Origin of the sequence: Bradyrhizobium sp. NBAIM03, assembly GCF_020194055.1 — a bacterium.
Taxonomy (GTDB): domain Bacteria; phylum Pseudomonadota; class Alphaproteobacteria; order Rhizobiales; family Xanthobacteraceae; genus Bradyrhizobium; species Bradyrhizobium yuanmingense.
This window is the reverse complement of record NZ_JADYVS010000010.1, coordinates 48,578-71,555: the sequence shown is the minus strand read 5'-3', so window position 1 is coordinate 71,555 and position 22,978 is coordinate 48,578. Positions and strand designations below refer to the sequence as shown.

Here is a 22,978-nt window from a genome sequence, read left to right as displayed (position 1 = left end):
CGCAGAGCCATAAGGGGTATGCATGAAGACCGCCAAAGACGTCCTGAAATCGATCAAGGACAACGACGTGAAGTACGTCGACCTGCGCTTCACCGATCCGCGCGGCAAGTGGCAGCACGTCACGTTCGACGTCAGCATGATCGATGAAGACATCTTCGCCGAAGGGACGATGTTCGACGGCTCCTCGATTGCCGGCTGGAAGGCGATCAACGAGTCCGACATGTGCCTGATGCCCGATCCGGTGACCGCGACGATCGACCCGTTCTTCGCCGAGACCACCATGGTCATTACCTGCGACGTGCTCGAGCCGACCACCGGCGAGCCCTATAACCGCGACCCCCGCGGCATCGCCAAGAAGGCCGAGGCGATGGTGAAGTCGATGGGCGTGGGCGACGCCGTGTTCGTCGGCCCCGAAGCCGAGTTCTTCGTGTTCGACGACGTGCGCTTCTCCTCCACCCCCTACAACACCGGTTTCCGCCTCGACTCCTCGGAGCTGCCGACCAACTCCGACACCGAATATGAAGGCGGCAATCTCGGCCACCGCGTCCGCACCAAGGGCGGCTATTTCCCGGTGCCGCCGCAGGACTCGGTGCAGGACATGCGCTCGGAGATGCTGGGCGCCATGGCCAAGATGGGCGTCAAGGTCGAGAAGCATCACCACGAGGTCGCTTCCGCCCAGCACGAGCTCGGCATGAAGTTCGACACGCTGACGCTGATGGCCGACCACATCCAGATCTACAAGTACTGCATCCACCAGGTCGCGCACATCTACGGCAAGACCGCCACCTTCATGCCGAAGCCGGTCTACGGCGACAACGGCTCGGGCATGCACGTGCACCAGTCGATCTGGAAGGACGGCAAGCCGGTGTTTGCCGGCAACAAGTACGCCGACCTGTCGGAGACCTGCCTCCACTATATCGGCGGCATCATCAAGCACGCCAAGGCGATCAACGCCTTCACCAACCCGTCGACCAACTCCTACAAGCGTCTGGTCCCGGGCTATGAGGCCCCCGTGCTGCTCGCCTATTCCGCGCGCAACCGCTCGGCGTCGTGCCGCATCCCCTACACCGCGTCGCCGAAGGCCAAGCGCGTCGAGGTGCGCTTCCCCGATCCGCTCGCCAATCCCTATCTCGGCTTCGCCGCGATGCTGATGGCCGGCCTCGACGGCATCAAGAACAAGATGGATCCGGGTCCGGCGATGGACAAGGACCTCTACGATTTGCCGAAGGAAGAGCTGAAGCAGATCCCGACCGTGTGCGGCTCGCTTCGCGAGGCGCTCGAAAACCTCGACAAGGACCGCGCCTTCCTCAAGGCCGGCGGCGTGTTCGACGACGACTTCATCGACGCCTATATCGAGCTGAAGATGACCGAGGTCGAGCGCTTCGAGATGACCCCACACCCGGTCGAGTTCGACATGTACTATTCGGGCTAAGCGGTCCGAACTATCCGCGACAAGCAAAAGGCGCTTCCGGAAGGAGGCGCCTTTTCGTTTGAGGAGGCTCGACAGCTACCACGTCGCCGTGAACGCCCGCTGCAGCTCGGTCGGAGCCGTGGCGCCCGCTCGCGATCAGCACCTCGCCGCTTTCTGTTACGGGTTGTCAGGTCGCGGCATCAAATGGTCGAGCAGGCCGGTGGGGAGCGGAAACACCACGGTCGACGAGCGTTCACCGGCGATGTCGTGCAGAGCTGCGAAGTAACGCAACTGCATTGCCTGAGGCTCTTGCGCCAGGATCCGGCCGGCTTCGACGAGCTTTTCGGCGGCCTGCTGCTCGCCCATCGCATTGATCACCTTGGCTCGCCGCAAGCGCTCCGCCTCGGCCTGTTTGGCGATCGCGCGAACCATGGTTTCGTTGATATCGACGTCCTTGATCTCTATGCCGGTGACCTTGATGCCCCAGACGTCAGTCTGCTTGTCGAGGATCTCCTGGATATCGGCGTTCAACCTGTCGCGCTCGGCAAGCATCTCGTCGAGCTCATGCTTGCCGAGCACCGAACGCAACGTGGTCTGGGCGAGCTGGCTGGTCGCCGCCATGTAGTCGCCGACCTTGATGATGGCGCGCTCGGGGTCGACGATGCGGAAGTACAGGACGGCGTTGACCTTGACGGAGACGTTGTCCCGCGAAATCACGTCCTGCGGCGGCACCACCTGCACCATCACCCGCAGATCGACCTTGACGAGTTGCTGCACGATCGGGATGAGGAGTATCAGGCCCGGGCCCTTCACACCGGTAAAGCGGCCGAGCGTGAAGACGACGCCGCGCTCGTATTCGCGCAGGATTCGAATGGCCTGGGATAGAAACACGATGACAAGCAGCGCAAGCGCCGCATACGTCAGATATTCCAGCGTCATGATGTACCTCCCTCGCCTGTCCTGGCGGGTGTGCGGCGTATCAGCAGCGTCAGGTCGACGACATTGGCGACCTCCACCGTCTCTCCGGGCTTGAAGGTTTCGGCGCCGCGCGCCTGCCAACGCTCACCATGGGCGAAGACATGACCTTCGTTCCCGTTCCAGTCGAGAACCTCGGCGGGTAAGCCGCGCATGGCCTGTGCGCCGACCAGCGCAGGAGCTTTGCGGGCGCGCCGAAGTGAGCCAAGCACGATCAGAGCAAAGCCGCTGAACACGACCGCAGTGGTGCCGATCACCCACCACGACAGTTGGTACCCAGGCGCCTCGCTCCTGAAGAGCATCATTGCTCCCAGCACGAAAGCGATGATCCCGCCGAACCCGACCACCAAGGTCGGGTTGAAGACTTCGACGGTGAGAAGCACAAGTCCCACCAGCATCAGGGCGAGGCCGGCATAGTTGATCGGCAGCAAATTGAGCGCGTAGAGGCCGATCAGCAGGCAGATCGCGCCGATAACTCCGGGGGCGACGGCTCCGGGAGACATGAACTCGAAGATCAGGCCGTAGATGCCGACCATCAGGAGAATGAACGCCACGTTCGGGTTGGTGATGACCGCCAGGAACCGGGATATCTGTCCGGGCTCGATGGCTTCGACGACAGCATCCTTTGTTGCGAGGCGTTGCGTCTTGCCGCCTGCGAGCTCCACCACACGGCCATCAACCTGCCGCAGCAATTCAGCCTGATCGCGCGCGACGAGATCGATGGCATGTGCCTCCAGCGCGCCGTTGGCGGAGAGTGTTGCGGCCTCGCGGACCGCCCTCTCCGCCCACTCCGCATTGCGGTTGCGCAGCTCGGCGAGGCTTCGGATGAAGGCGACGGCATCGTTCGTGGCCTTCGCCGTCATCGCGTCCTTCGGCTCATCCTTCTTGTCTTTGCCATCCTTGTCGGGTGTGCCGCTCGGCAGGCCCGGCAGCGGTCCGCCAATCTGGACCGGCGTCGCCGCACCGATGTTGGTACCTGGTGCCATCGCCGCGATGTGGGTCGCGTAAAGGATATAGGTCCCCGCACTCGCCGCGTGGGCCCCGGAGGGAGCGACGTAGCCAATGACAGGGACGTGCGAGGCGAGCACATCAGCGATGATCTCGCGCATGCTGGAATTGAGCCCGCCGGGCGTGTTCATCCTCAGAAGCACGACCTCGGCGCGCCGTTCGCTCGCCATGGCCAAAGCCTCCCGGACGTAGCTGGCTGACGCCGGGCCAATCGCCCCGTCGATCGAAACAACAAGGGCTACGCGCTTGCTCTCCTCCGCTGAGCTGGGAAGGAGGCAGCAGCTCAAAGCCACGACGGTGATCGCCGCAACGAGGGCCGCCTTCATGGTCTGCACGGCACGGGCTCCCTTGCAGAGCATATGGTAATTCTTCTCATGAACCTCAATGCTGCGCGCGGAGATCAACATTGCGATTGTGCAACGCAATGGGAATGCCCATGCAGGATTGCGGAGGCGCTCGGCCTCGGCGAGCGTACGTTGAACCGAAAATTCCAGGACTCACGCACGAGCCGCCGCAATCCTTCATCATGCGCAGCCGTGTCGAGCACGCGCGCACCCTGCTGGAATCGACGACGCAGCCGATCAAGACGATCGCGCGCGCTGCCGGCTATGAGGATGAGAGCAGCTTCCGCAAGCTGACACTGATGTCACGCAATCCTATCGTGCGCGACGGATGGAGCGGGCGGTGTGAGGTTGGTGCCGGTGGCATGACCGATGGACGCAGTCCGGTCGCGGCGCTCTCGCTGGGCACAGCCTGAGCGCATCTACGATTTAACACGGTAGAGAAATCCTGCGCCAAGGAGCGGCCATCAGCTTTCGTTCTGCATCTGACTCCAATTCGTTCTCAAAGAACAAATCAGAGCCGCAAAAACCAGGACGGAGCATTTCCTACTGATTGGTTTACTCCGTCGGAAATTCGGGATGCACCTTGGATAAACAGTCCTCGTAGGGCGGATTAGCCGAAGGCGTAATCCGCCTACTGCGTGCGACGCTCACGCACGTTCGCCAAAGTTACCATCCGCGTTGCTATCTCCTGCCCAATCCGCCGGAAACAGTCCGGCCTCGACATCTCGGTGAAATGACGAATGCGGCCAATCCAACACGCGGGTCACATATCCGTGCTTGACTGGGTTGATGTAGCAATACTCGATATGGCGTGCATAGTCGGTTTCGTCGCGGATGAGGTGCTCCCAGAACCGGTTCTGCCATACGCCACGCTCCCGTCTTGCGATCTGTACAGCGGTTAAAGGCTCTGTCTTCGGCAGGGACTTCGCGAAGCGCATTTTGATCAATCTCCACCGCATCGAAAAGTCGGCATCGCCGCGGGAAAGCGTCCAGACCGCATGAAGGTGGTCCGGAAGCACGACAAACGCATCGATAGTGAACGAATACCCGACGGGTCGCTGCAACGGCCGCGCGCAGCGCTGCGATGTGCTCGACGAGCAGCCGCTGCCTACGATCATGAAGATTGACCGTGAAGAACCAGCAGCCACCTGGAACAAATGCACGGCGGCATTGCAGCTGCCCCATGAACTAAAGATGGCGGATTACGCCTTCGGCTAATCGGCCTACTCAGTCCAAGCCGAGTGCGCAACGTGGCAGAAGCTGGATTCCCGGCTCTGCGCCGCAACGCTCCGCGTTGCAGCTGGTCCGGGACACGACCGCGGCTACGCCTCCGCCTTCTGCCTTGTCACCAGCGCCTCGCCAAAGGCCTCGAACAGCTTGCGGTTGATCGGATTGTGCTGCGGGTCGTACTCCGCGTGCCATTGCACGCCGAGGGCAAAGCTCGGGGCTTCCGCGATGCGGATCGCCTCGATGGTGCCGTCCTCGGCGATGCCTTCGATCAGCACGCGCTTGCCGGGATCGAGGATGCCCTGTCCATGCAGCGAATTGACCCGGATCTTCTCGCAGCCGAGGATCGTGGCGAAGGCGCCGCCGGGCGTCAGCTCGACGTCGTGACGGTCGGCGAACACCACGGTCGGATCGGGATGGATCTCGCCGTTCTCGAGCCGGGGCATGCGGTGGTTCATGCGGCCGGGGATCTCGCGGATCTCGGGATGCAGCGAGCCGCCGAAGGCGACGTTCATCTCCTGCAGGCCGCGGCAAATGCCGAACAGCGGAATGCCGCGGGCGACGCAGGCGACCGACAGGGCCAGCGCGACCTCGTCGCGGTGGATGTCGTAGGGCTCGTGCTTCTCGCAGGGATCGACGTTGAAGCGGGTCGGGTGAACGTTGGCCCGGGCCCCTGTGAGGATGATGCCGTCGACGGTATCGAGCAGCGCCGGGATATCCGTGATGTCGGGGGCTCCAGCGAACATCAACGGCAAGCCGCCGGAGACTTCGGCCACGGCGCGCAGGTTTCGCTCGCCAACCATCTGGACCTGAAATCGATTCTCGACGCGATAGGAATTCCCGATCACGCCGACGACCGGCTTTCTCATCTGTCGTTCCGCGCCTCCCGATAAGAAGATTCCCCAAAGATGCCCCTCCGATGGAACAAATTCAACAGAGGGGATCGCGGGACGGCAATGCTATTTTCGCGCAAATGCCTCCCGGGCGCCCAACCCGCCCTCCACGGGCAGACCCGCGGCCCTCAGCGCAATTGCCGCTGTCTCGCCCGGCGCGGCCAGCCAGGGAAGCTTGGCCTCGATTCCGCGCGTCACGGGCTCCCCGAGCACGCCTCCGAAGTCGATCGGCCAGAACCCGTTGGGCACCACCTCGGCGGAGAAGCCGCGGATCGCATAGCCCTCGCCCAGGATTGCCTCTGCCTTGTCGCTGGCGACAAGGCGCGCGGTGTTGGGATCCCCGAGATCGCCAAAGCTCACGAGCACGGGGATGAGCTCTCCTTGCACCGGGACAATGCCGGTCTGCCGGCTCATGTCCTTGAACGACACCCGGCTGCCGCGCGCGGCGCCATAGGCGCGGAGCGCCACATAGTTGATGTCGTCGAGGTCGAGCTTGGCGCCCTGCTGGTGCGCCAGCAAGACCACGATGTTCTTGCCTTGGCCGAGATCGACGAACACGGCCTCCCCGCGCGTCGTGGTGCGGCCGCTGCGGTTATAGTTGCGATCGGGCACGACAGCGAGAATGGCCGACCCGGTCTTGATCCCGGCGGGCGTCGTCACCTCGACCGTTAGGCGGTATTTGTGGTCCGGCCGGTTGATCCGGATCTGGTCGCCGCCGACGAGCAAAGCCAACAGCCCGAGCAGACCGGCCCACTTGCTGATAACGCCCAAGCGCTCCTCACTTCCTTTTCGCCACCGCTCTGCACCGTTCGCGCGGCAGCGTCAAACCGGCGCGTTGCCGCTTGTGATCGCGGGGCTATCGCATTTGAGGGGCTTTTCCCTGCAGTCATCCTTCGAGACGCCCGCTTTAGGCGGGCTCCTCAGGATGAGGGCGGAGTGCGTGGCTACAGTTTCAACAGGCACTGATCCAGATTAACCTCATCCTGAGGAGGCGAAGCGCCGTCTCGAAGGACGAGGCGTGCGCGCAGGCCGCCGCCAAAAGTGATCTGCGATAGCCCTGCTCTTGATCGGAAGCGTGTTTGTCGAAAGAGTGCTCCCATTGCAGCCACCAAAGACAGGATACGATGTGACCTTTCCCGCAGATGAACGATCCCGCTCCCGTGCCGACCTCGCGCGGGATCAGGCCTGGGCGATCGCGGCCGGAGGCATCGGCGTCGTTCTGTTCACCGCGCTGCTCGCCTTCACCTGGTATTTTGCCGCCACCCTGCTGCTGATCTTCACCGGCATGCTGCTCGGCCTCGGTCTCAACGCTCTGGTCAATGCGCTCGGCCGCCGGGTCCAGCTGCCTCACACGATCCGGCTTGCAATCGTCTGCGTTGCGCTCGCTTTGCTGCTCGCGGGCGTCGCCTATCTCGGCGGCGCCACCATTGCCGAACAGGCCTCGCTGCTGAGCAAGACCATCAAGTCGCAGATCACCAATGTCAGGTCCCTGCTCGAGAGCCACGGCATCGACACCAGCTTCTTCGACCTCGGCAACGCTGCCTCGGACCCCGCCGCCAACGCGTCCTCGGAGGCAACGCCCGCGCCGGCAACGCCTTCGCGCGCTCCGCTGCCCAGTGCCGGCACGCTCGCCTCCAGCGGCGGTGCGATCGTGAGCCAGACATTCAAACTGCTGCTCGGCACCATCCACGGCGTCGGCAACATCTTCATCGTGCTGTTCCTGGGCCTGGCCTTCGCCGCCCAGCCCAGCGTCTATCATGACGGCCTGCTGTTCCTGGCACCGGCGCGGCACCGTACCCGTTTCGCCATCGTCATCGACCGTATCGCTGAAACGCTCGAGCGCTGGCTGATCGCCCAGATCATCGTCATGATCGCGGTCGGTGTCGTAACCTGGATCGGACTTGCCGTCATCGGCATCCCCGGCGCGTTCATCCTAGGAATCCAGGCGGGCCTGCTCGCCTTCATCCCCACGGTGGGAGCCATCATCGCCGGCGTCATCGTGGTGCTGGCGAGCCTGGCCTCGGGCTGGATCCCCGCTTTGTCGGCATTTCTGCTGTTCATGGGCGTGCACGCCATGGAAAGCTACGTGCTGACGCCGATCCTGCAGCGCCAGGCACTCGACATCCCGCCGGCCACGCTGTTCGCGTTCCAGATCCTGCTGGGCGTCGTGTTCGGCATCTGGGGCCTGGCGCTGGCGCTCCCGCTGGTGGCGATCGCCAAGGTCATGATCGACCATGTCAAGACCTACGAGGCGTCGCCTCTCGCGGAGGCGGCCTAGAGCATGATCCGGACCCGGAGGGCCGCGTTAACGCAAAGTGTGGAGCGGTTTTCCGATAAGATCGTGCTCCCGAGATAAAGCCTCAGGTCGTCAGCACGGTCTCGGTGTGCTCGACCTCGGGAGGCGCGGCAAAATACTGGCCGACCAGGCCGCGCCATTCGGTGAAATTCTCCGAGCCGCGGAAGTCCACGGTGTGGTTCTCCAGCGTCGCCCATTTCACCATCAGCCGGTAGCGCTGCGGCTTCTCGATCGACTTGTGCAGCTCGAAGCCGTGAAAGCCCTTGGAGCGGCCGAAAGCGGCCTTGGCCTTGGCAACGGCGGCCTCAAAATCCTTCTCGCTGCCCGGCTTGACGTCGATTTGCGCGATCTCGGTGATCATCGGCTTTTCCACCCTGTTTGTTCGATGCCCGTGTCTAGCGTAGCCGGCGCCAAAGAAAAAGGCGCCGAAACGGCGCCCTGCCCGGCCAAATTGCGGGTGCGTCAGGCGAACAGCAGGACCGTGCCCGCGACGATCAGCGCACAACCCGCGAACAGCACGAACGGCCAGTAGCTGCGTTGCTGCGTGTAGCGTCCTTGCGCGCGACGCTCGGTGATCAGCGCGCTCTCGTATTCGTCCGCAGTGGAGAACAGACAGGCGAAACCGCCGCGGGCCGAGGCAGCTTCGGCTTCGAGCGACATCAGGGCGGCTTGCGGATTCCGTCGACGGATCGATTCCATGACCACGATGGTAGGGATCGAATGGTAAACAGAGATTTACCGCAAGCCCGCCCTGCATGCTCACGCGGTGACCGGACGCGCCTGCGATGCGCCGGTCCGCGCCGCGCTCTGGCGGCGCCAGTTCTCCAGCGACAGCGGCAGCTCCTCGGCCGCCTCGACGCGGTTGCGGCCGCCGCGCTTGGCCTGGTAGAGCGCGGTGTCCGCCGAGGCCAGCAGCACCTCCAGCTCGGTGCCGGCCGGACCTCCGGCAACGCCGATGCTGACGGTGGTATCGACCGGACCTTCGTCGACCACGACGCCGGAGGTCTCGAACGCCTCGCGCACGCGCTCGGCGACCAGCACGCCCTCCTCCAGTGAGCATGGCAACAGCGCGGCGAACTCCTCGCCGCCGATGCGGCCCGACAGGTCGGAGATGCGCAAATTGCTGACCACGACGGTGGAGAACAGCTTCAGCATCTCGTCGCCGGCGGGATGGCCGAAGCGGTCGTTGATCGATTTGAAATGGTCGATGTCGAAGATCATCACGGTCACCGGCCGCCCGGCCTTGGCCTCGCGCTCGATCACGCGCGCACAAGCCTCCGAGAAGCCGCGCCGGTTGAGCATGCCGGTCAAGGGATCGGTCGATGCCGCCGTCCGGTGCGCGGTGACGGTGCGTTCCGACACCAGCATGAAGATCACGAACACGGTACCGACGGCATAGAGTATGAGCTCGACCGCGAACACGGTGACCCAGATGCTCGAGGAGAAGCCGGCATCATGCGGGCGCAGGAAGCTGCCGATCAGGATCGGCAGCATCAACACGCAGCCGTGCATCACCGGCATCACGAAGGCGGGCCAGCGCCGTTGCACGCTCTTGCGCCGTTCGGTCCAGAGCTCGCTCGCCGTCAGGGCCGCGTACACCGAGACGATGCCGGCACCGACGAGCATGCGCAGCATCGATGAAGCGGGATCGAGCAGCGTCGCAGCCGCGACCCAGGCGAGCGCGCCGAGCACGAGCCCCGGCCAGTTCGGGTTGCGGCCGTGGAAGACGCGCGCTGCGTTCCAGACCATGCCGCAGGCGACGAAACCGACCGCGTTCAGTGCGAGGTAAATGTGCGGCCCCAGCCTGTCGCCCGCCGCGGTCCATAGCGCGACGGAGGCGGCACCGAGCAGATAGGCGGTGCCCCACCATTTCAGCGCCGGGCTGTTCTCCTGCTTGCCGAAAAACACCATCATGGCGCCGAGCAGTGCGGCGACCATGGTGGCGACCAAATAGAGCGTGATGCTATCGAGCGACATCATGTCGGCCCCCTCTAGAACATAGCAGTTACGCGATCGGCCCAGCCGATTTGCGCGCCCTTCCGAAGGCGACGCTAGGTCTCGCGGGTTCCATTCAGGTTTTCGCCGGTCCCCAAGTTTTCGGGAAACACGCCATCAATTTGCATACAAACGAACAACAAAAAGGGCGCTGAAATCAGCGCCCTTTTGCATCTCATTGAAGCCGCTTTCGCGGCGAATGCGACAAAAGCGATTAACGCTTCGAGAACTGGAAGGACCGGCGGGCCTTGGCCTTGCCGTACTTCTTGCGCTCGACCACGCGCGAGTCGCGGGTGAGGAAGCCGCCCTTCTTGAGCACGGAGCGCAGCTCCGGCTCGAAATAGGTGAGCGCCTTGGAGATGCCGTGACGGACCGCGCCGGCCTGGCCGGACAGGCCGCCGCCGGCGACGGTGCAGATCACGTCGTACTGGCCCGAACGCTGGGCCACGGAGAACGGCTGCTCGATCATCATGCGCAGCACGGGACGGGCGAAATAGACCTCGACCTCGCGCGAGTTGACGGTGACCTTGCCGGCGCCCGGCTTGATCCAGACGCGGGCGACCGCGTCCTTGCGCTTGCCGGTGGCGTAAGCGCGGTTGAACTTGTCGACCTTCTTCTCGTGCTTGGGCGCCTCGGGCGCGGCCGCCGTCTTGAGCTGCGAGAGCTGGTCGAGCGACTGAATGGATTCGGCCATGTTATGCGGCCCTCGTGTTCTTGCGGTTCAACTTGGCGATATCGATCTTCTCGGGCTGCTGCGCCTCGTGCGGATGATCGGCGCCGCCGTAGACACGGAGGTTACCCATCTGCACGCGGCCGAGCGGACCACGCGGGATCATGCGCTCGACGGCCTTCTCGAGCACGCGCTCGGGATGACGCCCTTCGAGGATCTGGCGCGCGGTGCGCTCCTTGACGTGGCCGACATAGCCGGTGTGCTTGTAGTAGGTCTTCTGCTCGCGCTTGCGACCGGTGAGGACCGCATGCTGCGCGTTGATGATGATGACGTTGTCGCCGCAATCGACGTGCGGGGTGTAGGTCGGGAGGTGCTTGCCGCGCAGGCGCATGGCGACGATGGTGGCGAGGCGGCCGACGACCAGACCCTTGGCGTCGATCAGCACCCACTTCTTCGTCACCTCAGCCGGCTTTGCCGAAAAGGTTTTCATGTCGGAGTTTCCGTGGACGGGAGATATCGGCGCGAACACCGCACCAGACTGCGCGCGGTTCTAGAGAAGAGCGGCGCAACGGTCAATGCCCCAGAGCCGAAAATAACTAAGCAAACTCAATAACTTAAAAATATGGTGCGATATTACCTGTAAAAAGCTCAAACGTTTGGAATGGAATAGGTCGAGGTGACATGGGCGATCGGATCGGGTGAGGTCCCGGACAAGAGGTTCACCTCCCCGACCGCAAGGCGCTTGCCGAGCTTGAGCAGCCGGGCCTCGGCCAGCACGTCCTGCCCGGGCTGGCCCTTGCGCAGGAAGTTGATGTTGAGATTGGTGGTGACGGCGAGCCCGATCGGCCCGATCGCGGACAGCAGCACCACGTACATCGCGAAATCCGCGAGCGCCATCAGCGTCGGCCCGGACACGGTTCCGCCGGGCCGCAACATCCGTTCGCTGTAGCGCTGGCGCAAGAGGCTGGTCTGGCCGTCCGCGCTCTCGATCGTGATGTCGTCACCGCTGAAGGCCTGGGGAAACTCGTCACGGAGGAACCGCTCGAGCTCCGCCACGCTCATTTTCGCTAACGCCATGCCGTCCCCACCCTCGCTTCGCCTGCCCTGTTACATTAAGTTATCGGTGTCATCCAATTGCAATCATCTAGCGGAAGTCGCGTCAATGTCCGTTCAGGCCGCCCGCGCCCCCTCCCCGCAACCGCCGATCCTGCTGCGCGAGATCGTCGGCAGCGTCGCCGTGCTCACGCTGAACCGACCAGCCGCGCGCAACAGCCTTTCCGAGGCGATGATCGGACAGCTGCATGCGAGCCTAAACGCAATCGCGGAAGACAAGCACATCCGCGCGGCCGTCATCGCGGCCAACGGCCCCGCTTTTTCCGCCGGCCACGACATAAAGGAACTGACCGCGCGCCGCACCGATCCGGATCGGGGTCGGGCTTATTTTGCGCAGATCATGACGGCCTGCAGCGCGATGATGCAGGCGGTCGTGCATCTGCCGAAGCCCGTGGTCGCGGCCGTCCAGGGCATCGCAACCGCCGCCGGCTGCCAGCTCGTCGCCAGCTGCGATCTTGCGATCGCATCGCACGAGGCGAAGTTCGCCACACCCGGCGTCGATATCGGCCTGTTCTGCTCGACCCCGATGGTGGCGCTGTCGCGCAACGTGCCGCGCAAACAGGCCATGGAGATGCTGCTGACGGGCGAGCCTGTCACGGCCGAGCGCGCCCGCGACATCGGGCTCGTCAACCGCGTCGTTCCCGCCGGCACCGAACTCGGCGCCGCGATCGAGCTCGCGCAACAGGTCGCGTTGAAATCCGCCTACACGATCAAGCTCGGCAAGGAGGCCTTCTACCGCCAGGCCGAGATGAGCCTTGCAGACGCCTATCGCTATGCCGCAGAGGTGATGACCGAGAACATGATGGCGCGCGACGCCGAGGAAGGCATCGGCGCCTTCATCGAGAAGCGCGCGCCGACATGGCGGGATGAATGACCCCCGCCAACAAGAAAAGATAAGTGATGAACCACGACGCTTATCCCGACAATTATATCCGCGGCATCCTCAACAGCGTGAAATCGATCGCGATGGTCGGGGCATCACCGGTCAATGTGCGGCCGAGCTATTTCGCGTTCAAATACCTGATGCAGCGCGGCTACGACATGATCCCGGTCAATCCCGGCCATGTCGGCAAGGAGCTGCTCGGAAAGCCGTTCGTCGCATCACTGTCGGATATCGGCCGCCCCGTCGACATGGTCGACATCTTCCGCAACTCCAGCCACATCATGCCCGTCGTCGAGGAGGCGCTCACGCTCGACCCGCTGCCGAAGGTGATCTGGATGCAGCTCGGCGCGCGCGACGATGCGGCGGCCGCGAAAGCGGAATCAGTCGGGATCAAGGTGGTCATGAACCGCTGCCCCAAGATCGAATATGGCCGCCTGTCGTCAGAAATCTCCTGGATGGGCGTGAATTCGCGCACGCTCAGCTCCAAGCGCGCGCCGGCGCCGACGCAGGGCATGAGGCTGTCCCTCAATCGGATGAGTGTCGGCGGTGGCGACACCGCCGCATCGGATCGCGCTGCGAAGAACAAGAGCGAGCAAAGCTGACGCGATTGCGAAGGCTTCGTTCGCAAACGCGACAATGCGCAGCACGATCGTTCCCAAAATGATTCCGATGTGACGCCGCGCCTTGACGGCGGGCACGGCGCCGATCAGCATGCCGCGCGAATTTCAGGCCACAAGAACAGGACGCCCAAATGAGCGATCGCCTTCCGGGATTTTCAACGCTCGCCGTGCATGCCGGTGCACAGCCCGACCCCACCACCGGCGCGCGCGCGACTCCGATTTATCAAACGACCTCTTTCGTCTTCAACGATGCCGATCACGCCGCCTCGCTGTTCGGCCTGCAGGCGTTCGGCAACATCTATACCCGCATCGGTAATCCTACCAATGCGGTGCTGGAAGAGCGCGTCGCCGCGCTCGAAGGCGGCACGGCCGCGCTCGCGGTCGCTTCCGGCCATGCCGCGCAGGTCGTGGTGCTGCAGCAGCTGCTTCAACCCGGCGACGAATTCATCGCCGCGCGAAAGCTCTATGGCGGCTCGATCAACCAGTTCACGCACGCCTTCAAGAGCTTTGGCTGGAACGTGGTGTGGGCCGATCCCGACGATATCGCGAGCTTCGAGCGTGCGGTGACGCCGCGCACGAAAGCGATCTTCATCGAGTCCATCGCCAACCCCGCCGGCAGCATCACCGACATCGAGGCGATCTCGACCGTGGCGCGCAAGGCGGGCGTGCCGCTGATCGTCGACAACACGCTGGCTTCGCCCTATCTGATCCGTCCGATCGATCATGGCGCTGACATCGTCGTGCACTCGCTGACGAAATTCCTGGGCGGCCACGGCAACTCGCTCGGCGGCATCATCGTCGATGCCGGCACCTTCGACTGGTCCACGGGCGGCAAGTACCCCATGCTCTCGGAGCCGCGCCCGGAATATCACGGCATCCGGCTGCAGGAGACCTTCGGCAATTTCGCCTTCGCGATCGCCTGCCGCGTGCTGGGCCTGCGCGACCTCGGACCGGCGTTGTCGCCCTTCAACGCCTTCATGATCCTGACCGGCATCGAGACTCTGCCGCTGCGCATGCAGAAGCACTGCGACAATGCCAAAGCCGTTGCCGAATACCTCGCGGGACATCCGGCGGTGGCCTCGGTGAGCTATGCCGGGCTGCCGAGCGACAAGTACAATCAGCTCGCGCGCAAATACGCACCAAAGGGCGCCGGCGCGGTGTTCACCTTCAGCCTGAAGGGCGGCTATGACGCCGGCGTCAGCCTGGTGTCGAAGCTGCAGTTGTTCTCGCACCTCGCCAATGTCGGCGACACCCGCTCGCTGGTGATCCATCCGGCCTCGACCACGCACAGCCAGCTCGACGACGCCGCCAAGATCAAGTCCGGCGCCGGCCCGGACGTGGTCCGGATCTCGGTCGGTATCGAGGACAAGGAAGACCTGATCGCGGATCTGGAACAGGCGCTGGGGACGTAGCGCCTGGGAACGACGGCGGCCGTTTTGGCCGCCGTCGGTTAACCCTCATTAACCATATCTGCCTCATACATCGTGCTTGGATCGCCCCTTTGATTCGGAGCCGACGATGCTGCGCTGGATGGTGCCCGCTCTGGCTGTGATGCTGACGGCCTCGGCGGCCATTGCCGCCGATCTGCCGGCGACGCCGAAGCGGCGCGCGGCCGGGCCGCCGCAGGACCCACCTCAGGTCTATGTCGAGACCGATCCGGATGCGCTGATCTCGCCGGCCTACGGCATCGGCAGCTACATCCGCAACCTGCCGGGCACGCCGCTGCTGCCGGGCTCCCACACCTTGCCTGGCTATTACGGCCGCCCCTGGAGCTACGATTATCAGGGCGCCTATTACGGCGGGAAACAGGTCGATTATTTCTGGCGCCTGCCCTATGCGTGCGGCGTCTACGGCTATTGCTGATCAGCCGGGCTGATGGTGATCAGCCGGGCTGACCCACGGGGACCGCGCGCGGCTGCGCCTGCACAGACTGCCGTGACGCCAGCCGCTCCACCTGCATCACTGCCAGCGTCAACACCACGATCGCAACCGCCTGGTGGGTCAGCGCGAGATCGATCGGCACCTGGTTGAGCAGCGTGAGGATGCCGAGCACCGCCTGCACGCTCACCGCCGCGAACAGCCACAACGCGCCGCTCGCGGCCGCACCTGCACGCGAGCGCACCGCGTCGATCGCATGCAGCAGCGCCAGCACGATCAACACGTAGGCGGTCATGCGGTGCTCGAACTGCACCGTCAGCACATTGTCGAACATGTTGCGCCACCACGGCGTCTCGAACCACAGCCGTTCCGCCGAGGGGATGAGCGCCCCATCGATCTCAGGCCAGGTGTTGTAGGCCCGCCCGGCACGCAAGCCCGCGACCAGCGCACCGAAATAGATCTGCACGAAGGTCACCGCGAGCAGCACCGCGCTCGTGAACCGCAGCCGAGCCGGCGCCGCGATCTGCGGCCGCTGCTCGAGCCGCCGCACCGTCCAGACGATCCCCGCGAAAATCAGGAGCGCGAGCGAAAGATGCGTCGCCAGCCGATATTGCGACACCTCGGTGCGTTCCGTCAGGCCCGAGGCCACCATCCACCAGCCGACCGCCCCCTGGAGGCCACCGAGCGCAAACAGCAGCCACAGCCTGCGCTTCAGCTCACCCGACAGTCCGCCGCGCCAGAGGAAGAACAGGAACGGCAGCAGATAGGCGACGCCGATGAAGCGGCCGAGCAGCCGGTGGCTCCACTCCCACCAGAAGATCGTCTTGAACTCGGACAGGCTCATGCCTGAATTCAGCTCGCGATATTGCGGGATCTTCTTGTAGGCCTCGAACGCCTCGGCCCATGCCGCTTCCGACAGCGGCGGAACACTGCCCGTGACCGGCTTCCATTCGACGATCGATAGGCCCGATTCCGTCAGTCGTGTCGCACCGCCAACCAGCACCATCAGTGCGATCAGCGCGGCCACACAGATCAGCCACCAGCGCACGGCGCGATGCGGCTCGGATGGGGCGGAATTCGTCGTCATTTCAAGGACAAAACCAAGCCTGTGGCGAAGAGACTTGAACCCGGTTGAGTGCCCCTTATAGTCCCCCGCTCCCGCAGCGCAAGTAACGCGAAAGCCTTAAAGTTCCCGCCATGACGATCCGCACCCGCAAGTTCCTCGGCGCCATCCTGCTCCTGGTGCTGGCCACCGTTTGGGCCCTGCTCGGCATGGCGGCGGCGCAGATGCCGTGGATCGCCGAATCCGGCTGGCGGCAGGCGATCTACTACGTCGTGGTCGGCATGGGCTGGGTGCTGCCGGCGATGCCGATCGTGAGCTGGATGCAGCGGCCCGATCGCCTCAGGTCTGGCTCGTAGCGCTCCCGGTCGGCCGCACCGGCGCAAAAGCGGCGCCCGACACCAGCACGCGCAGCATCCGCAGCGAGCGCACCCGCCCGTCCCAGGAGATCCGCGGCAGCGCGCGCAAGTTCGTCCGTCCCTCCGCCTCCACGATGCCCGGGATCGTCGAGGCCGCGCTGGCGAAGCCCGCCTGCTCCGCCATCACGACGTGGCTGCGCCGGAACGAAGCGCGGTCGCCGAACGGATAGGCGAAATGCCTGATCTCGCGGTTGAAAGCCGATTCCGCCACGGCCTTGCCCATCGTCATCTCGCGCAGTGCGGCCGCGTCCTTCATGTTGGCCAGCATCGGATAGTTCACCGTTGCGCTGCCGATCGTCACGAGCGGATCGCCGGCGAGCCTGGCGAGGTCCTCCCAATCCATCGACGCCTCGCGCGAGAGCGCGGCGAGGTCGATCCGGTAGCGCGTACAGAGATCGGCGATCGCGGCCGACAGATCCGCCGGCGGCAGCGAGCGCAGCCAGCTCTCCAGATGCGAGAACAGCGCCTGCTTCCCGGCCTTGTCGGCGACCGTGAAGCGCTGCTCCTTGTCGCCCATCATCAGGTCGATGCGGCTCTCGCGCGCGATCACCTGCTCCAGGGCGAGCCACCAGGCCTCGCCGACGCCGTCGGGAAAAGCGGTCGGCACATAGATCGTAAAAGGCACGGCGTGACGCGCCAGCACCGGATAGGCGAAGGTGATGAGATCCTTGCCGGCGCCATCGAAGGTCAGCGCCACGAAGCGACGCTTCTCCGGCAGCATCACCGCGCGCCGGCAGACCTCGTCCATGCCGAGAAAATCGTAGTTCCACCGCTTCAGCGCGCGGATGGCGCGATCGAGGAATTGCGGCGTAATCTCGTGCTCGCGCAACGGCTGAAATCCGCGCCGCCGAGGCCGCACGTAGCGGAAACGCAGGATGGCGCCGGCACCGCGACTGCGCAGCATGGCCTGGCCGGTGAACCAGGCCAGCTCGAGGCGCAGCCGTTCCAACCATCTGTCGTCGGAAGCCAAAATCCCACCCTTCGCCCGCGCCGGCGGTCAGTTCCCTCGCCCCAGTCATTACCCTTTGTTGACCTTTGTTTGCAAAGGTCGGCCACGGGCCGAAATACGTATTTTCGATTTCTCGACAGGTTTCGCGAATGACCATGGCTGCGGCGATGCAAAGCCGGACGGCAGAAGCGCCAGCGCGGTCGAGAGCGAGCCGTATCGCGCGAGTGGAGATCGTCACGGATCTCGCCGAGGCCGAGGCGGTCTGGCGCGGCTTCGAGGCGAGCGGCCATCTCTTCACGCCCTACCAACGCTTCGACCTGCTCGATCCGTGGCAGCGGCTGGTCGGCGCCCGTGAAGGTGCCCGGCCGTTCATTGTGATCGCCCGCGACGCCGATCGGCGCCCGCTCCTGCTGCTGCCGCTCTCGCTGCGGCAGGGCCACGGCGTGCGCACCGCCGGCTTCATGGGCGGCAAGCACACAACCTTCAACATGGGCCTGTGGAACGCCGAGTTCGCAGCCGAGGCCGCCAGCGCCGATCTCGATGCACTGCTTGCGCCGCTCGGCGAGCACGCCGACGTGCTCGCACTGACACAGCAGCCCGAGCGCTGGCACGACCAGCAAAACCCGTTTGCAGCCCTGCCGCAGCAGCGCCCGATCAACGGTTGCCCGCGACTGGTGATGGAGCCGGGCGGCCCGCCGGCCTCGCGGATCAGCAATTCCCTCCGCCGCCGCCTCAAGAGCAAGGAGAAGAAGCTTCAGTCCCTGGCCGGCTACCGCTATCACGTGGCGACGTCGGACGCAGACATCATCCGCCTGCTCGACTGGTTCTTCCGTGTCAAGCCGGCGCGGATGGCGGAGCAGAAGCTGCCGAACGTCTTCGCCGAACCCGGCGTCGAGCAGTTCGTCCGCAGCGCCTGCCTCGCACCGCGCGGCGAAGGTCATGTCATCGACATCCATGCGCTGGAATGCGACGAGGAGGTGATCGCGATCTTCGCCGGCGTCGCCGACGGCGAGCGCTTCTCGATGATGTTCAACACCTACACGATGTCCGAGCACGCCCGCTACAGCCCCGGCCTGATCCTGATGCGCTACATCATCGACCGCTACGGCGAACGCGGCTACCGCTCGCTCGACCTCGGCATCGGCTCGGACGATTACAAGCGGATGTTCTGCAAGGACGACGAGGCGATCTTCGACAGCTTCGTCCCCCTGACCTCGCGCGGCAAGCTCGCGGCCATGGCGATGTCCTCGCTCAGCCACGGCAAGCGGCTGGTGAAGCAGAACCAGATGCTGTTCGACATGGCCCGCCGGCTACGGCAGGCGTTCGGGTAGCTCTTTCCACTTGCACGGCTGTCTTCCCTTCTCCCCTTGTGGGAGAAGGTGGCGCGAAGCGCCGGATGAGGGGTATGCCTCCGCGAGCTCGAATGGAAAGGTGAACTCGCGGAGAGATACCCCTCACCCGTCTCGCCGCTAACGCGGCGAGCCACCCTCTCCCACAAGGGGAGAGGGTAAGAAAGCCTACGCCGCCACCACGCGCGGCGTCTCGACGGCATCGGACGGCTGCACCGGCTTGCTCAGCATCGCCACCGCGCTGAAGCCGACGGCTCTAAGCTGCTCGCACATCTGCGCGCGCGCATCCGCCGCCATCGACGCATCGGGCACCACGACGGCGCGGGCATGGGCCGTCAACAGGTCGGCCGGCAGGTCCGAGGCGCTGCCGGCATCGATCAGCACGTGATCGTAGGCGCGCAGCAGCGCGTCGATCGCGAGTGCGACGCGCGGCGACTGCAGCAGGCTGCGGTCGAAACCGGGACGGCCGGCCATCACCAGATGCAGCCGCGACAGCTTGTCCCGGGTGATGACTTGCGCGAACGAGGCCTCGCCCTGCATCAGCTCGGCAAGGCCGGGAGCCTGCGCATCGGCGGAGACTGCGGCAATGGTCGGCGAGGACACGGCGAGATCGACCACGACGACGCGTGCATCGCGCGCCAGGTTCCGCGCCAGCGTCAGCGTCGACAGCGTGATGGCGTCGCCCGGCGCCGTGCCGAGCACCGTAACCTTCTTGGCCGCAGCGCCCGCGGCACGCAGATCGTCGGCCAGACGCTCGATCTCGGCGAATTCACTCGTATCCAAATCGGCCGCCATCTCCGGCTGCAGCGGCGCGGGCTCCGCCAACACCGGATCGAGCATTGGTTCGCCGCCCCTGTCGACCACGGGCTCGATGGCCCGCTGAACGACCAGCGGCTCCTGGCGCACCGGCGTCTGCGCGGAGCCCATTGCCGCGCCCGGCGCGGTCTGGCGCAGCAGCTCGCCGGTGACGACGACGCCGGACGAGAGCAGCAGCGTTGCGATCGTTGCGATCAGCACGATCGGCAGCTTCTTCGGATAGGCCGGCGTGTTCGAGACGATGGCGCGCGAGATGATGCGGCCGTCAGTCGGCGCGGTGTCGATGGTCTCGCGGGTGTTGGCCTCGCGGTACTTGGCAAGATAGGTCTCGAGCAGATCACGCTGCGCCTTGGCCTCGCGCTCCAGCGCGCGGAGCTGGACGTCCTGGCCGTTGGTGGAGGCCGCCTGCTTCTTGAGCTGCTCGAGGCTCACGGTGAGGCCATCGACCCGACCGCTGGCGATGCGGGCGTCGTTCTCGAGCGAGCGCGAGATCTTGGCGGCTTCATCGCGGATCTGATTGTCGAGGTCGCCGAGCTGAGCCTTCAGCTCCTTGATGCGGGGATGATTGCCGAGCAGCGTCGACGATTGCTCAGCGAGCTGCGCCCGCAGCGTCACCCTCTGCTCCGACAGCCGGCGCATCAATTCGGAGTTCACGACCTCGGACGCCTCGATCGGCTTGCCGCTCTGGAGCATCTCCTTGATCAGCCGTGCCTTGGATTCCGCATCCGCTTTCATCGAGCGCGCATTGTTGAGCTGGGTATTGACCTCGCCCATCTGCTGGTTCGACAGCGTGGTGTTGTTGGTTCCGACGAACAGGCTGGACTTGGAACGGAAGTCCTCGACCCTGGCTTCGGCGTCCGAGACCTTCTTGCGCAAACTCTCGATCTCGCCGGCCAGCCATTGGCTGGCGTTCTTGGCCTGCTCCTGGCGCGCGGCCTGCTGCAGCACGAGATAGCCGTCGGCGATCGAGTTGGCGACGCGCGCGGCGAGCTCGGGATCGGCGGACTGGAATTCGACCACGATCACGCGCGACTTGTCGACGGCGTAGGCCGAAAGTCGCTCGTAATAGGAATCGAGCACGCGCTCTTCCGGCGTCATCGCGAACGGATCGCGGACGATGCCGACGAGCGCGGCAAGCGATTTCAGCGGCGAGATGCCCTGCAGCACCGGGTCGAATTCGGGGCGCTCGGCGAGCTTGTTCTTCTTGATGATCTCGCGCGCCAGATCGCGCGACAGCACCAGTTGCACCTGGCTGGTGACGGCCTCGGCATCGAGCGCCTGCCGCTCCTCGGTGCGGTCGCTGTTCGGACGCAGGAACACGTTCTCGCGGCCGTCGATCAGAATCCGGGTTTCAGATTTGTAGCGCGGCGTGACGAGATTGACGATGGCGAGCGAGGCAACGAGCGCCAGCACCGTCGGCACGATGACCCAGCCGCGCTTGCGCGCCAGGGCCGCACCGAGCGCGTGCAGGTCGATGTCGCCGGATTCGACCTGCCCAGGCTTGGCGATGACGGGCGCGGGCTTCGCTTCGGGCTTCGCTTCGATCTTGGCCTCAACCTTGGCTTCGATCTTTTCGGCTTCCGCTTCGTGCTTTTCGGCCCTCGTTTCGCTCTTGGGCGCAGCTTCGCCTTTGGACTTCGCGACGGCCCGCGCGATCACAGCCTTGTCCTTGCCGGCACGCCAGAACGCTAAACGCATCGAACACTCCCGCAGGGCAACACTGCGACTCTACCTCAACCGGGGCGATTACACTCCATTAAGGTTGCCGCTGGGTTAATCGTGACGACCCGCGCCTTGTGCACGTCGACCCGTCACCGTTTGTTAACCACGAGGCCCCTTAATCCATCTCGATTTTTCACGAGAATTGTTCGGCAAGTCGCCGTCGAGCTGGTTTTGATCATGCCCCCCTCTCCCGACCGGCCGCTTCGCATCCTTCACGCCGTGCGCGCTCCGGTCGGCGGCATCTTCCGCCACATCCTCGACGTCGCCAACGGCCAGGTCGACCGCGGCCATCATGTCGGCATCCTCGCCGACAGCCTCACCGGCGGCGAGCGCGCCGACAAGGCGCTGACCGAGCTTGCGCCGCGCCTGAAGCTCGGCGTCCACCGCATGGCAATCCGCCGCGAGCCGTCGCCCGATGACGTCCTGGTATGGCTCCGCATGCGGCGGCTCATCGCCACGCTCAAGCCCGACGTGCTGCACGGCCACGGCGCCAAGGCCGGTGCCTTCATCCGCATGCGGCGGCGCTCGGACGACACGATCCGGATCTACACCCCGCATGGCGGCTCGCTGCATTATCCGCTCAACACCTTCAAGGGCGAGTTCTACGCGCGGCTCGAACGCGCGCTGATGGACTCCACGGACCTGTTCCTGTTCGAGAGTGCCTTTGCGCGCGACACCTATCAGCGTATCGTCGGCACGCCCAAGGGCGTGGTGCATTGCGTCTTCAACGGCGTGACGCCGGAGGAATTCGAGCCGGTCATCACCGCCGAGGATGCGACCGACCTGTGCTATGTCGGCGAGTTCAGGCACATCAAGGGCGCCGACCTGCTGGTCGATGCCGTGGCGCGCCTGCACGAGGGCGGCAAGAAGGTCACGCTCACGCTCGGCGGCGACGGCGAGGAGACGGCCGCGCTGAAGGCGCAGGTCGAGCGGCTTGGCCTCGCGAACGCCATCCGCTTCATCGGTCACGTCAAGGCGCGCTACGGCTTCTCCAAGGGGCGGCTGCTCGTCGTCCCCTCGCGCGGCGATTCCATGCCTTATGTCGTGATCGAGGCCGGGGCCGCGGGCATTCCGATGATCGCATCCAAGATCGGCGGCATTCCCGAGATCCTGGGCGTCGACAGCCCCGCACTGTTCGGCCCGAGCGATCCCGAGGCCATGGCGGAGGCGATCGCCGCAGCGCTGGACGATCCGCAAACCACCGCGCAACGCGCACTTTCCTTGCGCGAGCGCATCTCGGCGCACTTCTCGCAAGCCGCGATGGTCGAGGGCGTGCTCGCCGGCTATCGCGACGCATTTGCCAATCATTAACCATCCTTAAGTCCAGCTTTAGAGAATCTTCCGATTTGT

General features: G+C 64.7%; 23 protein-coding genes and 1 pseudogene. 10 read left to right on the top strand and 14 right to left on the bottom strand.

The features are described from left to right. The first annotated feature begins 22 nt into the window (after nt 1-22). The gene (gene glnA / locus I6F21_RS17245; protein WP_036010292.1) at nt 23-1,432 is read left to right on the top strand and encodes a type I glutamate--ammonia ligase; all 1,410 of its coding nucleotides are present in this window, start codon (nt 23-25) and stop codon (nt 1,430-1,432) included. Between the two features lie 156 nt (nt 1,433-1,588). Here the strand turns inward: glnA and I6F21_RS17240 are convergent, their stop codons facing one another. Next, on the bottom strand, nt 1,589-2,350 hold the full coding sequence (locus tag I6F21_RS17240) for a slipin family protein (RefSeq protein WP_036010294.1): 762 nt from the start codon (nt 2,348-2,350) through the stop codon (nt 1,589-1,591). Next, nucleotides 2,347-3,729, bottom strand: coding sequence for a nodulation protein NfeD (locus I6F21_RS17235; protein WP_225140074.1), 1,383 nt, complete (start codon nt 3,727-3,729; stop codon nt 2,347-2,349). The genes I6F21_RS17240 and I6F21_RS17235 overlap by 4 nt, the downstream gene beginning before the upstream one ends. A 191-nt stretch (nt 3,730-3,920) precedes the next feature. Here I6F21_RS17235 and I6F21_RS17230 point away from each other — a divergent pair, with 191 nt between their 5' ends. Then, nucleotides 3,921-4,151, top strand: a complete 231-nt coding sequence (locus I6F21_RS17230) for a hypothetical protein (RefSeq protein ID WP_249781910.1) — start codon at nt 3,921-3,923, stop codon at nt 4,149-4,151. Nucleotides 4,152-4,385: 234 nt separating this feature from the next. Here I6F21_RS17230 and I6F21_RS17225 read toward each other — a convergent pair. The 3 genes and pseudogenes from I6F21_RS17225 to I6F21_RS17215 all read right to left on the bottom strand — a co-directional run bounded on the left by I6F21_RS17225 (nt 4,386) and on the right by I6F21_RS17215 (nt 6,629). Continuing rightward, a pseudogene (locus I6F21_RS17225) lies at nt 4,386-4,923 on the bottom strand (transposase). 137 nt (nt 4,924-5,060) lie between these two features. Then, nucleotides 5,061-5,834, bottom strand: a complete 774-nt coding sequence (locus I6F21_RS17220) for a gamma-glutamyl-gamma-aminobutyrate hydrolase family protein (protein WP_036025392.1) — start codon at nt 5,832-5,834, stop codon at nt 5,061-5,063. 90 nt (nt 5,835-5,924) lie between these two features. After that, nucleotides 5,925-6,629: a hypothetical protein gene (locus tag I6F21_RS17215; protein ID WP_225140075.1), complete on the bottom strand. Its 705-nt coding sequence runs from the start codon at nt 6,627-6,629 to the stop codon at nt 5,925-5,927. A 355-nt stretch (nt 6,630-6,984) separates the two neighbouring features. Between I6F21_RS17215 and I6F21_RS17210 the strand changes: the two genes are divergently transcribed. Beyond that, nucleotides 6,985-8,136: an AI-2E family transporter gene (locus tag I6F21_RS17210; RefSeq protein WP_225140076.1), complete on the top strand. Its 1,152-nt coding sequence runs from the start codon at nt 6,985-6,987 to the stop codon at nt 8,134-8,136. Between the two features lie 82 nt (nt 8,137-8,218). Here I6F21_RS17210 and I6F21_RS17205 read toward each other — a convergent pair whose 3' ends face one another. From I6F21_RS17205 to I6F21_RS17180, 6 genes are all read right to left on the bottom strand, one after another. Continuing rightward, the gene (locus tag I6F21_RS17205; RefSeq protein ID WP_025036647.1) at nt 8,219-8,515 is read right to left on the bottom strand and encodes an antibiotic biosynthesis monooxygenase family protein; all 297 of its coding nucleotides are present in this window, start codon (nt 8,513-8,515) and stop codon (nt 8,219-8,221) included. A gap of 101 nt (nt 8,516-8,616) precedes the next feature. Then, nucleotides 8,617-8,853: a hypothetical protein gene (locus I6F21_RS17200; RefSeq protein ID WP_036010312.1), complete on the bottom strand. Its 237-nt coding sequence runs from the start codon at nt 8,851-8,853 to the stop codon at nt 8,617-8,619. A gap of 60 nt (nt 8,854-8,913) precedes the next feature. Beyond that, on the bottom strand, nt 8,914-10,134 hold the full coding sequence (locus I6F21_RS17195) for a GGDEF domain-containing protein (RefSeq protein ID WP_036010314.1): 1,221 nt from the start codon (nt 10,132-10,134) through the stop codon (nt 8,914-8,916). A 229-nt stretch (nt 10,135-10,363) separates the two neighbouring features. Further along, nucleotides 10,364-10,843 carry a 30S ribosomal protein S9 gene (gene rpsI, locus I6F21_RS17190; RefSeq protein ID WP_018642439.1) on the bottom strand — a complete coding sequence of 160 codons (480 nt, stop codon included), beginning with the start codon at nt 10,841-10,843 and terminating at the stop codon, nt 10,364-10,366. Between the two features lies 1 nt (nt 10,844). Then, complete coding sequence (rplM, locus tag I6F21_RS17185) at nt 10,845-11,309, bottom strand: 50S ribosomal protein L13 (RefSeq protein WP_018642440.1); 465 nt, start codon at nt 11,307-11,309, stop codon at nt 10,845-10,847. A 158-nt stretch (nt 11,310-11,467) separates the two neighbouring features. After that, nucleotides 11,468-11,896 carry a PaaI family thioesterase gene (locus tag I6F21_RS17180; RefSeq protein ID WP_024341189.1) on the bottom strand — a complete coding sequence of 143 codons (429 nt, stop codon included), beginning with the start codon at nt 11,894-11,896 and terminating at the stop codon, nt 11,468-11,470. An 85-nt stretch (nt 11,897-11,981) separates the two neighbouring features. On the opposite strand from I6F21_RS17180, the gene I6F21_RS17175 reads away from it, so the two are divergent. The 4 genes from I6F21_RS17175 to I6F21_RS17160 all read left to right on the top strand — a co-directional run bounded on the left by I6F21_RS17175 (nt 11,982) and on the right by I6F21_RS17160 (nt 15,298). Further along, the gene (locus tag I6F21_RS17175; protein ID WP_225140077.1) at nt 11,982-12,806 is read left to right on the top strand and encodes an enoyl-CoA hydratase; all 825 of its coding nucleotides are present in this window, start codon (nt 11,982-11,984) and stop codon (nt 12,804-12,806) included. A gap of 26 nt (nt 12,807-12,832) precedes the next feature. Then, entirely contained in the window at nt 12,833-13,417 is a 585-nt protein-coding gene (locus tag I6F21_RS17170; RefSeq protein WP_036010322.1) for a CoA-binding protein, read from the top strand. A 149-nt stretch (nt 13,418-13,566) separates the two neighbouring features. Then, on the top strand, nt 13,567-14,847 hold the full coding sequence (locus I6F21_RS17165; protein WP_036010324.1) for an O-acetylhomoserine aminocarboxypropyltransferase: 1,281 nt from the start codon (nt 13,567-13,569) through the stop codon (nt 14,845-14,847). 106 nt (nt 14,848-14,953) lie between these two features. Beyond that, entirely contained in the window at nt 14,954-15,298 is a 345-nt protein-coding gene (locus I6F21_RS17160; RefSeq protein WP_036025406.1) for a hypothetical protein, read from the top strand. A gap of 19 nt (nt 15,299-15,317) precedes the next feature. On the opposite strand, the gene I6F21_RS17155 is transcribed toward I6F21_RS17160, so the two are convergent. Next, nucleotides 15,318-16,400, bottom strand: coding sequence for a COX15/CtaA family protein (locus tag I6F21_RS17155; RefSeq protein WP_109143558.1), 1,083 nt, complete (start codon nt 16,398-16,400; stop codon nt 15,318-15,320). Nucleotides 16,401-16,510: 110 nt separating this feature from the next. Here I6F21_RS17155 and I6F21_RS17150 point away from each other — a divergent pair, with 110 nt between their 5' ends. Beyond that, a complete protein-coding gene (locus I6F21_RS17150) occupies nt 16,511-16,732 on the top strand; it encodes a DUF2842 domain-containing protein (protein ID WP_036010340.1) in 222 nt (73 codons plus the stop codon). Here the strand turns inward: I6F21_RS17150 and I6F21_RS17145 are convergent. Beyond that, nucleotides 16,716-17,762, bottom strand: coding sequence for a polysaccharide deacetylase family protein (locus I6F21_RS17145; protein WP_225113083.1), 1,047 nt, complete (start codon nt 17,760-17,762; stop codon nt 16,716-16,718). The genes I6F21_RS17150 and I6F21_RS17145 overlap by 17 nt on opposite strands. Before the next feature lie 128 nt (nt 17,763-17,890). Here I6F21_RS17145 and I6F21_RS17140 point away from each other — a divergent pair, with 128 nt between their 5' ends. Then, nucleotides 17,891-19,072, top strand: a complete 1,182-nt coding sequence (locus I6F21_RS17140; RefSeq protein ID WP_225140078.1) for a GNAT family N-acetyltransferase — start codon at nt 17,891-17,893, stop codon at nt 19,070-19,072. Between the two features lie 186 nt (nt 19,073-19,258). On the opposite strand, the gene I6F21_RS17135 is transcribed toward I6F21_RS17140, so the two are convergent. Continuing rightward, a complete protein-coding gene (locus I6F21_RS17135; protein WP_225140079.1) occupies nt 19,259-21,604 on the bottom strand; it encodes an exopolysaccharide transport family protein in 2,346 nt (781 codons plus the stop codon). Nucleotides 21,605-21,805: 201 nt separating this feature from the next. On the opposite strand from I6F21_RS17135, the gene I6F21_RS17130 reads away from it, so the two are divergent. Further along, the gene (locus I6F21_RS17130) at nt 21,806-22,939 is read left to right on the top strand and encodes a glycosyltransferase family 4 protein (protein WP_225140080.1); all 1,134 of its coding nucleotides are present in this window, start codon (nt 21,806-21,808) and stop codon (nt 22,937-22,939) included. Nucleotides 22,940-22,978 lie beyond the last annotated feature (39 nt).

What these genes read in the sequence shown, in the direction of transcription:
- I6F21_RS17220 (WP_036025392.1), bottom strand. Translation starts at nt 5,834, where the DNA reads ATGAGAAAGCCGGTCGTCGGCGTGATCGGGAATTCCTATCGCGTCGAG.
- glnA (WP_036010292.1), top strand. Translation starts at nt 23, where the DNA reads ATGAAGACCGCCAAAGACGTCCTGAAATCGATCAAGGACAACGACGTG.
- rplM (WP_018642440.1), bottom strand. Translation starts at nt 11,309, where the DNA reads ATGAAAACCTTTTCGGCAAAGCCGGCTGAGGTGACGAAGAAGTGGGTG.
- I6F21_RS17170 (WP_036010322.1), top strand. Translation starts at nt 12,833, where the DNA reads ATGAACCACGACGCTTATCCCGACAATTATATCCGCGGCATCCTCAAC.
- I6F21_RS17175 (WP_225140077.1), top strand. Translation starts at nt 11,982, where the DNA reads ATGTCCGTTCAGGCCGCCCGCGCCCCCTCCCCGCAACCGCCGATCCTG.
- I6F21_RS17130 (WP_225140080.1), top strand. Translation starts at nt 21,806, where the DNA reads ATGCCCCCCTCTCCCGACCGGCCGCTTCGCATCCTTCACGCCGTGCGC.
- I6F21_RS17240 (WP_036010294.1), bottom strand. Translation starts at nt 2,350, where the DNA reads ATGACGCTGGAATATCTGACGTATGCGGCGCTTGCGCTGCTTGTCATC.
- I6F21_RS17195 (WP_036010314.1), bottom strand. Translation starts at nt 10,134, where the DNA reads ATGATGTCGCTCGATAGCATCACGCTCTATTTGGTCGCCACCATGGTC.
- I6F21_RS17140 (WP_225140078.1), top strand. Translation starts at nt 17,891, where the DNA reads ATGACCATGGCTGCGGCGATGCAAAGCCGGACGGCAGAAGCGCCAGCG.
- I6F21_RS17135 (WP_225140079.1), bottom strand. Translation starts at nt 21,604, where the DNA reads ATGCGTTTAGCGTTCTGGCGTGCCGGCAAGGACAAGGCTGTGATCGCG.
- rpsI (WP_018642439.1), bottom strand. Translation starts at nt 10,843, where the DNA reads ATGGCCGAATCCATTCAGTCGCTCGACCAGCTCTCGCAGCTCAAGACG.
- I6F21_RS17160 (WP_036025406.1), top strand. Translation starts at nt 14,954, where the DNA reads ATGCTGCGCTGGATGGTGCCCGCTCTGGCTGTGATGCTGACGGCCTCG.
- I6F21_RS17180 (WP_024341189.1), bottom strand. Translation starts at nt 11,896, where the DNA reads ATGGCGTTAGCGAAAATGAGCGTGGCGGAGCTCGAGCGGTTCCTCCGT.
- I6F21_RS17200 (WP_036010312.1), bottom strand. Translation starts at nt 8,853, where the DNA reads ATGGAATCGATCCGTCGACGGAATCCGCAAGCCGCCCTGATGTCGCTC.
- I6F21_RS17150 (WP_036010340.1), top strand. Translation starts at nt 16,511, where the DNA reads ATGACGATCCGCACCCGCAAGTTCCTCGGCGCCATCCTGCTCCTGGTG.
- I6F21_RS17230 (WP_249781910.1), top strand. Translation starts at nt 3,921, where the DNA reads ATGCGCAGCCGTGTCGAGCACGCGCGCACCCTGCTGGAATCGACGACG.
- I6F21_RS17205 (WP_025036647.1), bottom strand. Translation starts at nt 8,515, where the DNA reads ATGATCACCGAGATCGCGCAAATCGACGTCAAGCCGGGCAGCGAGAAG.
- I6F21_RS17155 (WP_109143558.1), bottom strand. Translation starts at nt 16,400, where the DNA reads ATGACGACGAATTCCGCCCCATCCGAGCCGCATCGCGCCGTGCGCTGG.
- I6F21_RS17165 (WP_036010324.1), top strand. Translation starts at nt 13,567, where the DNA reads ATGAGCGATCGCCTTCCGGGATTTTCAACGCTCGCCGTGCATGCCGGT.